The 13,512-nt window shown below is 71.8% G+C and carries 15 protein-coding genes; 4 read left to right on the forward strand and 11 right to left on the reverse strand.

What is annotated here, in order from left to right; translation table 11 throughout:
• Positions 1 to 128 precede the first annotated feature (128 nt).
• Positions 129 to 521: an anti-sigma factor antagonist gene (locus ACWD0Y_RS16395; RefSeq protein WP_450261019.1), complete on the forward strand. Its 393-nt coding sequence runs from the start codon at positions 129 to 131 to the stop codon at positions 519 to 521.
• A 12-nt stretch (positions 522 to 533) separates the two neighbouring features.
• Here ACWD0Y_RS16395 and ACWD0Y_RS16400 read toward each other — a convergent pair whose 3' ends face one another.
• The gene (locus ACWD0Y_RS16400; protein WP_450261020.1) at positions 534 to 1,277 is read right to left on the reverse strand and encodes a GAF and ANTAR domain-containing protein; all 744 of its coding nucleotides are present in this window, start codon (positions 1,275 to 1,277) and stop codon (positions 534 to 536) included.
• Between the two features lie 536 nt (positions 1,278 to 1,813).
• On the opposite strand from ACWD0Y_RS16400, the gene ACWD0Y_RS16405 reads away from it, so the two are divergent.
• Both ACWD0Y_RS16405 and ACWD0Y_RS16410 read left to right on the forward strand, forming a co-directional pair.
• Positions 1,814 to 2,041 (forward strand): hypothetical protein, encoded by a 228-nt coding sequence (locus ACWD0Y_RS16405; RefSeq protein WP_450261021.1) that lies wholly within the window; start codon positions 1,814 to 1,816, stop codon positions 2,039 to 2,041.
• Entirely contained in the window at positions 2,001 to 2,561 is a 561-nt protein-coding gene (locus ACWD0Y_RS16410) for an Orn/Lys/Arg family decarboxylase (RefSeq protein ID WP_450261022.1), read from the forward strand. Before ACWD0Y_RS16405 ends, ACWD0Y_RS16410 begins: the two co-directional genes overlap by 41 nt.
• Positions 2,562 to 2,702: 141 nt before the next feature.
• Here the strand turns inward: ACWD0Y_RS16410 and ACWD0Y_RS16415 are convergent, their stop codons facing one another.
• A complete protein-coding gene (locus ACWD0Y_RS16415) occupies positions 2,703 to 3,764 on the reverse strand; it encodes a class I mannose-6-phosphate isomerase (protein ID WP_450261023.1) in 1,062 nt (353 codons plus the stop codon).
• Between the two features lie 455 nt (positions 3,765 to 4,219).
• Here ACWD0Y_RS16415 and ACWD0Y_RS16420 point away from each other — a divergent pair, with 455 nt between their 5' ends.
• Positions 4,220 to 4,720, forward strand: a complete 501-nt coding sequence (locus ACWD0Y_RS16420) for a hypothetical protein (RefSeq protein ID WP_450261024.1) — start codon at positions 4,220 to 4,222, stop codon at positions 4,718 to 4,720.
• 104 nt (positions 4,721 to 4,824) lie between these two features.
• Here the strand turns inward: ACWD0Y_RS16420 and ACWD0Y_RS16425 are convergent, their stop codons facing one another.
• The 9 genes from ACWD0Y_RS16425 to ACWD0Y_RS16465 form a co-directional block, all read right to left on the reverse strand.
• Positions 4,825 to 5,241, reverse strand: a complete 417-nt coding sequence (locus ACWD0Y_RS16425; RefSeq protein WP_450261025.1) for a CBS domain-containing protein — start codon at positions 5,239 to 5,241, stop codon at positions 4,825 to 4,827.
• A 652-nt stretch (positions 5,242 to 5,893) separates the two neighbouring features.
• A complete protein-coding gene (locus tag ACWD0Y_RS16430; RefSeq protein ID WP_450261026.1) occupies positions 5,894 to 6,217 on the reverse strand; it encodes a DUF5133 domain-containing protein in 324 nt (107 codons plus the stop codon).
• A gap of 138 nt (positions 6,218 to 6,355) precedes the next feature.
• Complete coding sequence (locus ACWD0Y_RS16435; RefSeq protein WP_450261027.1) at positions 6,356 to 7,822, reverse strand: aminotransferase class I/II-fold pyridoxal phosphate-dependent enzyme; 1,467 nt, start codon at positions 7,820 to 7,822, stop codon at positions 6,356 to 6,358.
• 134 nt (positions 7,823 to 7,956) lie between these two features.
• Positions 7,957 to 9,150, reverse strand: a complete 1,194-nt coding sequence (locus ACWD0Y_RS16440) for an amidohydrolase (protein ID WP_450261028.1) — start codon at positions 9,148 to 9,150, stop codon at positions 7,957 to 7,959.
• A 790-nt stretch (positions 9,151 to 9,940) separates the two neighbouring features.
• Positions 9,941 to 10,597, reverse strand: a complete 657-nt coding sequence (locus tag ACWD0Y_RS16445; RefSeq protein ID WP_450261029.1) for a hypothetical protein — start codon at positions 10,595 to 10,597, stop codon at positions 9,941 to 9,943.
• Positions 10,594 to 11,055, reverse strand: a complete 462-nt coding sequence (locus ACWD0Y_RS16450) for a DUF6114 domain-containing protein (protein ID WP_450261030.1) — start codon at positions 11,053 to 11,055, stop codon at positions 10,594 to 10,596. Before ACWD0Y_RS16450 ends, ACWD0Y_RS16445 begins: the two co-directional genes overlap by 4 nt.
• Positions 11,046 to 11,654 carry a DUF6230 family protein gene (locus tag ACWD0Y_RS16455; protein ID WP_450261031.1) on the reverse strand — a complete coding sequence of 203 codons (609 nt, stop codon included), beginning with the start codon at positions 11,652 to 11,654 and terminating at the stop codon, positions 11,046 to 11,048. Before ACWD0Y_RS16455 ends, ACWD0Y_RS16450 begins: the two co-directional genes overlap by 10 nt.
• 170 nt (positions 11,655 to 11,824) lie before the next feature.
• The gene (locus tag ACWD0Y_RS16460; protein WP_450261032.1) at positions 11,825 to 12,586 is read right to left on the reverse strand and encodes a MerR family transcriptional regulator; all 762 of its coding nucleotides are present in this window, start codon (positions 12,584 to 12,586) and stop codon (positions 11,825 to 11,827) included.
• Between the two features lie 160 nt (positions 12,587 to 12,746).
• Positions 12,747 to 13,127: a DUF4234 domain-containing protein gene (locus tag ACWD0Y_RS16465; RefSeq protein ID WP_450261033.1), complete on the reverse strand. Its 381-nt coding sequence runs from the start codon at positions 13,125 to 13,127 to the stop codon at positions 12,747 to 12,749.
• Between the last annotated feature and the right edge of the window lie 385 nt (positions 13,128 to 13,512).

The raw sequence follows: 13,512 nt of genomic DNA on the forward strand, positions 1-13,512 counted from the left end.
CCGCCGAGGGGGCACGCGGGCGGGCGGGGCCAGATTGATCTCTTGCATCATCCTCCGCAGCAGGGGCACATGGGGATGAGACGGTCAGGAAGCGGCCCCTCCGACAGGCATGCTTCCTGGAGTCCACGTTGCTGTTTCCGTACTACCGCCTCGGCGTCGACCGTCTCGTGATCGAGATTCACGAGGTGATCGACTTCGGCGAGCAGGACGCCGCTGAAAGCGAGCTGCGTACGTTGATCTCGCGTTCCGGCGCCCGGATCGTGATTCTCGACGTGCACACGTCGCTGGTCACCGCTGCGGCTGTCAACGTGCTGCTGCGCGTTCGGCAGGTCGCCCGCCACGGAGGAGCCGTGCTGTCCGTGGTGGCGCGTCGGCCTCTGGCCCGCAAGGTGTTCCGCATCGCCGGTGTCTACCGGTTCCTGCTGGTGACCGCCACGTTGTCCGGCGCCGTAGCCTGCGCGCGCGGATGCCGTCCCGTCTCGAAGCAGCCGGCGCGGCGGGACCAAGGCGTCGGGGGGTGAACCCCCTGCGGCTCAGGGCCGGGGGCGCAGCTCGTCCTGGGCCGGCGGCCGGCCCGAGATATTGGTCAGGAGGTCGGCGCACAGGTCGCGCAGCTTGATGTTGCGGTGCTGGGAGGCGCTGCGCAGGATCGCGAAGGCGCGTTCGGCGGTGCACCGCTGCTGTCCCATGATCACGCCGATGGCCTGGTCGATGACGGTGCGGGACTTCAGCGCGGTCTGCAGGTGGTCGGCGAATTCCTGGGCGTCGCCGATCCGCTGCGCCAGCGCGATCCCTCCGGTGGCCTGCGCCGCCAGCGCGCGGAGGAAATCCATGTCAACGTCCGCCGACCCGTCCGGCTTGGCGAAGTACAGGTTCAGGGCACCGGCTGTGTGGGTGTGGGCCGCGATCGGCAGTGAGACGGAGGAACGGATGCCGCACGCCACGGCATAGGCCGGGTAGTCGCCCCAGCGCCGTTCGCCCATCATGTCGTCGACCAGGACTTCTTTCGCCGTGCGCAGCGACTGGAGGCACGGGCCGTCGTTCTGGCCGTACTGCTTCTCGTCCAGCTCCCCGGCCCTTGGGCCGGTGCTGGCCACGGTCAGGGGCCGGCCCCGGCGCTCCAGCGTGATGCCGACCCCGTCGGCGGCCGGGCTGCGCCGCAGAGCACTGTCGACAAGAGCCTGCAGGAACTCATCGACACTTTCGGCGTCGAGCAGCAAGCCGGTCAGGTCCGGTACGCCGAGGTCCGGTACGCCGGAGGGGGGTCCGTCAACCATGGTCGTTCCTCTTCCGGGCCGGCCGACCCGTGATCGGCCGTGAAAGCAGGGGTTTCCGGGGGCCACGGAACCCAACCCGAGGGTGATGCCTCCGGCACGTCACGGTCCGCCCTGCTCCGGCGGGGAGGCGAGGCGGGCGGCTCTCCCATTGTCGCAGCTTCCGGTGCGCACGAGGGGTTCGACCGCCCGGAGCGGGTCCGCCCTCTGACGCGCGGCGGTCGCCTCCGGGAGCGGTCGCCGTGACGCGCGTGCCGCCATCGGTGGCCGAAGCACCGCCGCCGTGAGGGATCGGCGCGTCCGGGTACAGGAACATGCGGCCGGTCGACCGGTCGGCCCGACGCGTACGCGTCCTGAGGAAGCCTGCAACCGTCCGGCTCGCCCTCGGCTGGGACAGCCGGCTCCCTGTAGTACCGCCGGCCCGGTTGCCGACGGTACGTGTACCGACACACAAGGCGGCAGCTGATGGATCACTCCCGCGTTCCCGTTCTCGAAGCGCTGGAGGCGTTCCGGCGTCGCGGGGATTGCCGGCCTGGGGCATGGCCGCCGAGGCCGACCTCGTCGTCACCAGCGTCCACAAGATGAGCAGTGCCGTCGAGCAGAGCTCCGTCTTCCACCTCCAGGGCGACCGCGTCCCCCCCGGTGTGCTCAAGCAGCGCGAGGACCTGCTGGGCACCACCAGTTCGTCGTCCCTGGTGTACGCCACCCTCGACGGATGGCGCCGGCATGCCCGGGCCGGTGCTCCTCGGCCGGGAGGCGGTGCGTGAGGGCACGACGGCGGACCTGGACCCGCTGAAGATCACCGTCGACGTGCGCGGGCTCGGCATCAGCGGCATGCAGGCGGCCGAATGGCTGCGCGCCCACTGCCACATCGACATCGGCTCCTCCGGCACCTGCCGGATCAGCGGCCAGATCACCCACGCGGACAACGACCACACGGAGAACCTGCTCGTCGACTCCCTGCGCCGGCCGGTCGATCACGCCGACTCCATCGAGCGCCGGCCACAGGTCCTGCTGCCCGGGGCGGGAGAGCTGGCACTGGAGCAGCCCGTGCTTCCCCGCGACGCCTTCTTCGCCGGGGCCGAGCACGTCCCGGCGGAGAAGGCCGTCGAGCGGATCACCGCGGAGATGCTCAGCCCTTATCCGCCCGGGGTGCCGGTCGTCGCGCCCGGGGAGGTCATCACCTCGGCGGTGGTGGACTGCCTGCGCAGCGGCGTGGCGGCGGGCATGCTCGTTCCCGACGCTTCGGATCCGTCCCTGGAGACCTTCCGGGTGACGGCCGAGTAGCGCGGAAGCCGCCTGGTGTGCCGCGGTGCTCACTCGTGACGTGAGGAACGGGGGCTCCGCGGCACCGGCGGGACCGCGGCGGAGCCGGCGGACGCGACGAGAAGCAGCGGGCGCGGCGAGGAGCAGGGGGCGCGGCATGGCTCAGGAAAGGCCCTCGCCGAGTGCGGAAAGGGCGGCCGGGCCGTAACCGGCGCCGGCCAGGGGACGGCGGATGTCGTGTTCGAGGTCGGGCAGGTAGCCGACGAGTACGTCGGCGGGGCCGTGGACCCGTACCCGGCCGAGGGCGGCGGGCAGCAGCACGGTCTGTGCCCGGCCCAGCTCCTGTGACCGGTCACCGCAGGTGAAGGAGGCCGGAGCTCCCGCGTTGCTGAGGACGAGGGCGGTCGCGAAGGCGTGGTCCAGCCGGGCTCCGGCCCGCACCTGCCACCGCTCCAGGGCGAAATAGGGGCCGGCGCACAGGATCACCCGTACGACGCCGTCGCCGGCCGGCAGTCGCAGGCCGGGCACGAACTCCGGCCGCGGGTCCGGCTTCCACTGGTCCAGGAGCGCGTCGACGTTGGTGTGCCACTGCTCGTCGCCGAGCTCCGCCCCGTCCTCCATGCGATGGCGCATGGCGTGCTCCTGGAGGTCGGAGGTCTGCTCGATCTCGTAGACCAGCGTGCCGGGGCCGAAGCTGTGCAGGGTGCCCGCCGGGACGTACAGCGTCAGCCCGGCGCGGACCGGCAGACGGCGCATCACGGCGTCGAAGTCCTGCTCCAGCAGGGCCCGCCGCAGCCGCTCGCGGTCCACGCCCGGCTCCACGCCGACCAGCGCGGTGGCTCCGGGCTCGGCGTCGAGAATGTGCCACGCCTCGGTCTTGCCGTTGGGTTCGCCCTGCCCGCGGGCGGCCTCGTCGTCGGCGTGCAGGTGCACCGGCAGGGGGCCGGCCGCGTCGATGAACTTCGTCAGCAGGGGGAAGCGCGGTCCCCGCCAGCCCCGGCCCACCAGCCCGTCGGGTTCCCTCTCGGTCAGTTCCCGGAGGGAGGTCCCGGCCAGCGGGCCCTCCCGTACGTGCGCCCCGTCGCCGTCGACATCGCTGACCTCCCATGTCTCGGCGATCCGCCCGGCGGGGAGCCCGGCGCGCGCCAGGCGGTCGGGGATGGCCCGGCCTCCGAAGACGTGCTGTTTGACGGGGGTGGTCAGCCGCAGGGGGTACCAGTCCACGAGCCCCTCCTCACAGACGCGTCCGCCCGGTGGCTCCGGGCGGCGACTGCTGCTGTACGGGCCGGCTCATCCTGTCCTCCTGTCGATGATGTGCGCAGGGCCGTCCGTCCGTGCTTCACCGCTGCCCGTGGGCCGACGCGGTGTCGTCCGGGAACCCTTCTGTCCTGTAGCCGTTTTCGGATATTTCACACGCGTGGCCTTCCGCGAGCCGCGCCCTCCGGGAGGCCGCCGGGTCATTCGAGGGGAACCTGGCCCGGGCCCACGTGCCGACACTCGTCGTACGGGGAGCCGGTGACATCATCGCCTCCGGCGCATGGGGCCGGCGCCTGGACCCGGCGCCCGGCGCGCGTGGCCGGCCACAAACGCGCGGCCGGGGCCCGGGACTCCGCGGCGGGGCCCGCCGCAGCGCGGCCGGCGTCCGCGCTGATCCAGGAATCCACAGCAGGAGAGCGCGTATGAAACCGTCCAAGGCGCCCGGTCGTCCGCAGTCCCGGCCTACGGAGCGTCCGTCGCCCTGGCTGCGCCTGCTGACCGGCATCTCCCCCGAGCGGCGCGGCTTCGTACTGGCCTGGTGGGGGTTCGCTCTCACCTTCGGCGGGATGCGCCTGCTCACCTGGCTCATCCACATCGACGTGGCCGGGATCGGCGACGTACAGGCCGGTGGAGTGCACATCCACCACTACGTGTGGGGCATCCTGCTGCTCGCGGCCGTGGGCGCGGCGGGGCTGGTCGAACGCTCGGCGCGGGTGCGCGCCTGGACGGGGCTCGCCTACGGGGTGGGCCTGGCCCTGGTCCTCGACGAGGCGGCGCTGCTGATCAGCCTGGAGGACGTGTACTGGGACACCGAGGGCGGGGTCAGTATCGCCCTGGCCATCGCCGTGATCGCCGTCGCGGGAAGTGTCCTCGCGGTGACCCGGGGGCGGCGCGCCTCCGGAGGCGGCCGGGGCGACGGGTGACGCACATGTGACGGCCGTCGTCGCCCGGCCGGAGCGCATGAGCACCGGGTGCTTGCCACATGAGCAAGGCCCCGGCCTCGGGCCGGGGCCTTCACTGCTGCGGATCAGTCGGTGGACAGCGCCTCAAGGAGGTCGCCCGCCTTGGGATCGGGCAGGGCCCGGGCCACGTCGGCCTGGGCGACCATGCCCACCAGGTCGTGACCGTCGATGACCGGCAGACGGCGCACCTTGTGCCGGGTCATGGTGCGCAGGATCTCTTCGGCGTCGTCGTCGGCGCCGATGGTCACCGCCTCGCCCTGGGCCAGTTCGCCGGCCTTGCAGTCGGCAGGGTCCTTGCCGGCACCGAGTACCTTCACGACGATGTCGCGGTCGGTGAGCATGCCCTTGAGCTTGTTGTCCGTGCCGCAGATCGGCAGGGCACCGACGCCCAGCTCGGTCATCTTCTGCGCGGCGAGCAGCACGGTTTCCTCCGCACCGATGCACTCGGTGCCTGCGGTCATGATCTCTCGTGCGGTGGTCATGCGATGTCCTTTCCTGATGGGTGTCGGTTGCCCGGGCACGATGGGCCGTCGCGGGCACGGGCCGCCGGGCAGTGCCGCGTGCCGCGACCGGTGGACACGTCGCCGAACCGGTCGGCCGTCCCGGTTCCGGGACTCGTATTTCGTCGAGCGGCGGGGCCCCCGGGACCGCGGGGTGCGGCCGGGCCGGGGTGCTCTCCACGGCCCTGCGGGCCTTCTCGCCCGGCCCGTTCAGGGCCCCGGCGGAACACGCCCCGGCCGGCCGCGGAAACAGCCGGTCCCCTTCGGCGGCGAAGTGCGCGGCGGCCGACGGCTCACGTCGCGCGATCGGCCGCGTACCCGCGCACCGCCGGGTCCAGGTGCTCCTATGCGGCGGCCGGGCGGCGTACGGGCCCGGCCGGCGCGAACAGGGCACCGACTCTTCGCTGATCCGTAGTCAGTTCCTGGACGACGTCTCCGTCATGGTCCATGTCGAGTGCTCCTTTCCCTGGGTACGAGCACGGCCTTCGCGGCTGTCTCGAGGATTCGCCGTTCTCGCCTGGTGGCACTCGTGTGCCCGGCGTTCGCCCGTCCACACGCTCCGGTCGGAACCCGCCCCCTCGAGAACGACGGGGAGGCGGGTTCCGGCAGAGAACGCGGGCAGCGGCACGGCGGCTCAGGCCGCGAGGGTGGTGTCCGGTGCGAGTGGTGCCTGAAGGTCCTCTTCGGGAAGGCTCTCTTCGGGCTGCCTGGCCGCTTCCAGGATCTCGTCGGCAGCCGCGATCGCATCGGTGATCGAGCGGGTCCCGGTCACCACGCACAGCGTGTAGGTGACGTCTGCCAGCTCTCGTTGCCACGCCTCATCAGCCTTCTCCGCGAGCGCGATGCGCGCGCTCGCGTACCGGGCAAGCAGAGTCCTCACACGGCGCGGCTCCGGCTTCAACACCACTACAGTCCCTCCCGCAGACACTCTTGGGTGCTGTACGTGTTCCCGCCCCATGCGCCCTCATGCAACACAATCTTCCGGACGGCCGGATCGGCCGGTGCGCGAAGTCCCGCGCCGGGCCGGCGCCGGTGACAGCCGGGTACCGCTTCCGCCCCGCCATGGGGGGAGAGCGCGAGAGGGGTGAGGTCCGGTTCAGTCCTCGATGGCGACGCGTACGCTCCCGACCTCGGTGTCGGCGGCGTCCGGTACGACCATGCCGGCGTCGATGCCGGTGCGCAGATAGCGAAGGACGTCCGTGGTGAGGCGCTCGCCGGGCAGCGCGGCGGGAATGCCGGGCGGGTACGGGGTCAGCATTTCGGCGGTGACCCGGCCGATCGCCTTCTCCCACGGCACCTGTTCCGTCGGCCCGAAGAACGCGTCGCGCGGAAGCAGCACTTGTTCGAGCTGAAGCCGGCGGGGGTCCGGAACCTCGACCGTCTGCGCGGGCCGCAGTTCGTCCGCGTGCGCGGCGACGTCCCGCAGGGCCGAGAGGAGGGTCTGTGCGGTGTGTTCGTCGTCGGCGTGGCTCAGTTGGGCGCTGATGCGGCGGTGGTCGGACAGGTGGAGGTTGATCTGGTGGTGTTCACGCAGCCAGTCGGCCGCCCGGTAACCGGTCGTGCCGAGCGAGGTGATGTCGATGATGACCTGGAGGGGGTCCATGTCGGCCGCGCGGCCGGGCCCGCAGAAGTCGTCCCGCCCGTGTACGCGCATGCCGTCGATGCCGCCGATCCGGGCCCGTACGGACGCGGCGAGGGCGAGCGCGTCCTCGTAGAGGGCGTGGCCGTGCTCGACCATCTGGCGCCGCCATCCGTCCATGGCGGCGTACAGGAGCACGGAAGGGCTTGTCGTGCCGAGGAGGTCCTCACGGCTCTTCAGTACTTCGGGCTCGATCAGATCGCCCTGGAGATGGAAGACCGAACCCTGCTCCAGCCCTGAGCCCATCTTGTGCACGGAGGTGACGCAGACATCGGCTCCGGCGTCCATGGCCCAGGCCGGCAGCGCGGGGTGGAACGGCAGGTGCGCCCCCCATGCCTCGTCCACGATCAGCGGCTTGCCCCGCTTGTGGCAGACCTGCGCGATGGCGGAGAGATCCGAACAGGTGCCGTACGGCGTGGGCGTGGTCACGAGCGCGCCCTTCGCGTCCGGGTGTTCGGCGAAGGCCGCCTCGAACGCCTCCGCGGACGGCGGGTGCGCCAGGTGACGCTGCGGGTCCCACTGCGGCGTGACCCAGATGGGCCGGATGCCCGACAGGATCAGCCCCGAGACCACGGATTTGTGCGCGTCACGCCCCACGAGCAGCTTCTCGTGCGGCCCTGCCACCGACAGCATGGCCGCCTTGACCGACAGGGAACTGCCGCAGGTCGAGAAGAAGGTGTGCTCGGCCCCGACGGCGTCCGCCATGAGGGCCTGCGCGTGTTCCAGGACGCCGTTGGACGATGTCCGGTCGTCCAGCCCGCTGGTCGCCAGTACGTCCGAAAGGAAGACCGCGTCACCCAGGACCGCGCGGACACGGGGGTCGGCCCCTCGCCCCTGCTTGTGGCCCGGCGGAGTGAACGGGGTCTGTTTCTCGGCGTGGTAGGCGGCCAGAGCTTCGAGTACGGGCGCTTCTGAATGGTCCATACGGTGCGCCTGCCCTTGGCTCCCGGGAGAAAACGATGCGCCGCTCCGGGTGCGGCCGTGCGGGTGAAGCCGGAAAGGAGGCGGCAGCCGGCGGTTTCCCGGAGCCCACGGTCGCCGGAGTCGCTTGCGCGGTTCTACAGGCCCGCGTCGGCCTTCTCGCGCAGGCATTGCCAGGCACGTTCCGAAACCCCTGGAACGAGCAGGACGTCCGCCGCGGTACAGGCCAGGGCCTGCGCCGCGGCGAGCATGGCTTCTCGCCCGCGGGCGCCGGCGGCGGCCTCGGCGAACTGCGGGGTGTGGTCGGAACCGGTCTCGTCCATGATCGCGACGAACGGGTGGACGGCCGGGACGCGAGTGCTGACGTTCCCGATGTCCGAGGAACCGAGATACACCCCGGGGGCGGGCTCCCGGACGGGAACGCCGGCCCGTGCGAGGTGGTCCGCGAACCGGCTGGACAGCACGTCGTTGTTCCGGAAGTGCTCGTACCCGGCGGTCTCCCGGGTGGTGTCGACCGTGGTGCCCGTGGAGTGCGCGACCCCTTCGGCGCAGCCGGCCAGTTCGGCGACCAGGTCGTCCAGCGCCGCCGTGGTGGCGCCCCGGAGACCGAACAGGCCCTCGGCGAACGCCGGCACGATGTTGGTGGCCTTGCCACCGTCCGTCACCACGCCCTGGATGTGTGATCCGGGCGGCAGACGCCGGCTCAGTACAGCGAGAGTGTTGAACAGCTGGATGAGTGCCGCCAGCGCGTCGATCCCCTCGGCCGGGTTCCCCGTCGGATGCGCCGCACGACCGTGGAAACCCACTCTCACCTGGCATTGCCCGGTCAATGGCGCCCATGACCAGGTGTGCACGCCCGGGTGGAACATCAGGGCCGCGTCGACGCCTTCGAAGACTCCCGCGTCGGTCAGGGTGACCTTGCCGCCGCCGCCCTCCTCGGCGGGGGTGCCGATCGCGAGGAGCGTGCCGCCCACGTGTCCGAGCGCACCGCGCAGCGCGAGAGCTGCGCCGAGTCCCGCCGAAGCGATCAAGTTGTGCCCGCAGGCGTGCCCGAGTTCCGGCAGGGCGTCGTACTCCAGCAGCAACGCGACGCAGGGCCCGGCGCCGTCACCGGTCCGGGCGACGAACGCCGTGGGCAGGCCCGCCACGTCACGCTCGACCAGGAAGCCCTCCCGCTCGAAGTGCCCGGTCAGCACCTCCACCGCCCGGTGCTCCTGGAAGGCGAGCTCCGGCGAGCGGTGCAGCTCCAGAGCCACCCCCCACAGCTGTTCGGCCCGGCCGGCCACTTCCTGTCCGATGCGGGCGTACAGAACGTCGGGTGTTTTCGCCATGCCGCCTCCTCGATGTCCTCCTGTGCCGTCTGCCCTCAGGATGTACGGGCACGCGTGCGCCGGCCCGGTGATGCCGGACGGACCGGCGTCGTCGGGGCGAGGGCCGTCTGCGGGGTGAGTGCTGGACGGGCAGCGGGAGTTGGTGGAGCCGACGGCCCGCAGCGGGCCCCGCTCGCCGGCGGTGCGGAGTGGGCCCGCAGCTGGGCCCGGTGGTGCGCCGGACTCACCGAACTGCGGCACGGGGAACCGGCCCTGGCGCCGGCCCCGTTGCGGGAGGCCTTGGGGCGGCGGCGTGCCATCGGTGACAGCTGGGGGCTGGTCCGGGGGCTGGAAACGCCCGCATAGGGGCGGCCCACCGGCTGCGGCAGGACACCGGTGTGGCGCTGGACCGGCCTGCGTCCGTTCCGCGACGCCCACACGGCCACCGAACGCCGGTGCGCGAAGCACTGGGAACACTGGCCCGTGCGACCGCCTGGGCGCGGGGCGCGGCGGCGGAGGACGGTGTACGGCTGGCCCTGCGCGCCGGGCCCTGATGCGGGGCCGGGCCGCCGCCGGCCGGCTGGTGCCGCACGGCCCCGGCCTGGCCGTCTTCCTCTGCGGCCGGCCGTGCCTCCTGTACGGGGGGCGGGTGGTGGCCGCCCGGTTCCCGGCCGGGGAGCCGGCCGGGGAGATGCCGGGGTGCCGGCCGGGAGATGCCGGGCGAGCCGTACGGCGTACGGACCCGGACCGGTGTCCGTCCGGCGACGGGCGCGCCCAGCATCTCCCCGCCCCGAGCGAAGGGGCTTCGGGACTACGGTGCCACGGCGATCTGCTGGGCCGGGTCGGTGATGTCCGCCACCGTGTAGACGGCGTTGAAGGTGGAGCTCGTCGCGCTGGTCGGGCAGCCGAACCCGCCGGTCACCTTGACCGGGACCGAGGCGTTGGTGAAGGCCAGCGAGGACGGGGCGCCGTTGGTCCAGGAGCCGGGGACGCTCGCCGCGGCGGTGGGCGCGGTGACGACCGTGCAGGTGGCCAGCCCGGTCGTCTTGACCACGAGGCCGCCCGCCGGGACGGTCATGGTGGCCGTGACCGGAGACCCGTTCTGCATGGACACCTTCCAGTCGCCGCTGGTGGTGACGGTCGGGGTCACGCCCGGCATGCTCGAGGTGCAGGAGCTGTACGTCGGGGCGGAGATGGGCGAGGAGACCGGGCCGGCCGGGTTGTGGTTGCCGGGAGCGGCCGGGACGGTGCCGGTGGACACGGAGACCGAGCAGGTCACGGTGACCGAGCCGGCCTTGAGGGTGGCCTTGCCGCTGAGCGTGGCCTTGAAGGCGTGGCCGGCCGGGGTGACGGTGGTCGAGCCGGCCGCCGGTAAGGGTAACGGTGCGGCGGTGGCGGACGCAGCGCCGAAAGTCAGCGCGCCGGCGGCGGCGAGCCCGAGGACGAGGGTGACGCGTGTGCGGCTCATGGCTGTGCTCCTTGGGGATCGGAGAGCGGTGTGGAGGAGGGAGTTCCGTGCGGTGCGGGCGTTGCGGTTTCCGCGGTCCCGTCGGCTCCGGCCGATGTGCCGGGCCGGGGGGTCCGCGGCTGCCAGGCGAACATGAGGCCGCCGCCGAGGATGCCCAGCAGGGTCCCGACGAGGAACCCGCCGAGGTTCGACAGCACGAGCGCGGCGGTGGCGATGAGGGTGGTGAGCACCCCGGCGAGTGCCCGGTAGTGCGGGGCGAACCAGACGGAGACACCGAGGACGATCATCACGAGGCCCATCAGGACGGACGGGATCCCCGCCACGCCCTGGGTGAGCATGACCTTCAGCGGAGCGAGCGGCAGGACACAGATCTCGGCCCCGGCGAGGACGGCGGCGAGTCCGCCCCAGAACGGCCGGCTGCGGCGCCACCGCCGGAACCGCGTCCGGCTCAGAAGCATTCCTTCTTGCCCTTGTTGATCTTCATGCTCAGGCCGGAGAGCTTGAAGGTGCCGGCGTTGGTGGCCCACGCCGTCTGCCGCAGATCGGTGATGCTGACGGTGTCGGCCTGCTGGGCGAACATGTCCTGCATGCCCTGGGCGTCGGCCGGGCCCTTGTCCAGGGTGGAGGCGTCGCGGCCGATCTCGATGTTCGTGAAGGTCGCGTTGCCGGACAGCTGGGTGGCGTCGACGAAGAGGTCCGTCGCCTCGACCGGGGTCTTCTGACCTGCGGTCAGGTTGAGCGAGATGTCGCCGATCACCGGGAGCGAGGTGACCACCGACTGGCAGAGGCTGTTGAGCTCGGCCTCCTTGATGGCGGTGACCGCCACCGGGATGAGTTCCTCCCGGGCGGTGACGTCCACGCTGCCGTACTGGGCGAAGCCCTCGCCGGTCAGGCTCTTGGCGGAGACCTTGAACTGCTGGCCCGACACGGCGAAGGAGGCGGCGAGCGCTCCTTGGGCGAGAGCGATACCGAGGCCGGCGGTGACGGCGACGGCCGGGACCGTCAGGACGGCGAAGCGCCGCCATCTCACCCGGCCCTCGTCTAAGTCGTGTTCCATGACAGATTCCCCTTGGGTGGGTGGGGTCGGCGCGATCCGGTACGAACCCGTGCGGTCCGGTGCGTCCCGGTCGCATCCGGTCGTTACTCGTCAGTACGACCGTGGAGTCGAATGTAAGAGTGCCAATGACGGTTGGCAAGGTTGTGCGAACGCCGCCTTTCGGTCAAGTCCTACTGCCTCGTACGCAGCAGCGCGGCGACTTCCGCCTCCACCCTCCGGGCCATCGCCCGCGCGAATTCCGCGGCCACGACCTCACCCGCCACCGGGCGCAGCGCCGCTGCCGCCTCCGCGATGTGATCCAACTGCGTGGCCGAAAGCCGCTCCAGGCCCTCCGGGCCGATCACATGCCGCCGGAACAGGGCGACGAACCGGTCCGCGAGCGCCGCCGCCTGAGCGTGGACGAAGCCCCCGGCGTCCAGGATCTCCGCGAGCGGCACCCCCTGCCGCAGCAGCGTCAGCGTCGCCTCCAGCAGCCGCCGGTTCGGGAAGGTGACGGTGTCCCCGTCGACCCGTACGTACTCCAGCGCGACGGCCCGCCGGGTGTCCTGGGGGGTCGCCGCCGGGCCGAACAGCTCCCGCAGCTCGGCCAGGTCCATCGTGACGGGCTCCTCGTGCACCCAGTCGCGGGTCATCTCCCGCTTCACGCCGAGGAGTTGATCGATGCCACCACCCTGCTCCCAGGCGGCCAGCAGCTCGGCGATGCCGTTCACCGTGTAACCGCGGCCGAGCAGGTCGTCGATCAGCCGCAGCCGGGCCAGGTGGTCGTCGGAGTACCAGGCGATCCGGCCCTCCCGGCGGGGCGGGGGCAGCAGCCCGCGCTCCTGGTAGTAGCGCAGATTGCGGACTTTCACACCGGCCGCCCGGGCCACTTCCTCCCGGCGGTACCGCGCCCCGCCCGCCGCCACCGCGTCCCCCGCCACCTCGCTGCTCACGGCCCCGAGCCTAATGCCGTACGGGACGCGCTCCAGGAGTTGTCGTCAAAGTGTCACGCCCGCATCGGCGGCGGAGGAACGGAAAACGGGGAGGGGCCGGGAGAGCGTTTCGCTCTCCCGGCCCCTCCCCGCGTACCTGCGCCACGTGTGTGGCGGCGGATCAGGCGCGGTCGGCCCAGACCGTGTTCAGCTTGCTCTGGTAGTAGAGCGGGGTCAGGCCGAGGACGAAACCGAGCAGCAGACCGACGACGCCGGAGCAGTCGGAGGTCACGCCGGCGGCGCGCTGCGCCTGGGCGATGCGGGAGCCGGTCTTCACGATGGAGACGAACGGCGGGACGATCAGGAACGAGCCGAGGGTGATGGCGACGACCGCCATGCCGGGGTTGACCTCAATGGTCGGGTCGATCGCCTTCACCTGCTTGTTGACCTTGTAGTACCAGACCAGCCAGTAGATGCCGAAGGTCACCAGAGTGAGCAGCCAGGTGACGACCGGGCTGGAAGGAGCGCCGGCGGGCGCGGACGTGCGGACGTCGGTGGACATCGTTTTCCCCATTTGCTTGCTGTGCTTCCTGCTGCCCGTCCTGGCTGAGCCACCCCACGGGAACAGGGAAGAGATGAGTGTGCCGCCTCGCGTTGGTGCTGTTGGGGCGAGGGCTTACGAAGCGTAAGGGGTCCGGTCACGCCAAGGGCGAGCGGGGGCATTACGAGTTCATTACAAGGCGCAAACCGGGGGATTCGGTCAGGCTCCCCGGTGCCGGATGGCCGGGCGGTCTGTGGGGTGGGGTGCGGGGGTCAGGTGGTACGGCATCGGTGGACGCGGGCTTCCCACGACCGCAGGGTGTGCGGGGTGGTGAGGGGTGCGGTGGCGGGGACGTTGGCGATGAGCGTCTCGCTGTTCGCCCAGCCGTCGGGCAGGTCGACGGTGA

It is taken from the genome of Streptomyces altiplanensis (assembly GCF_053591575.1).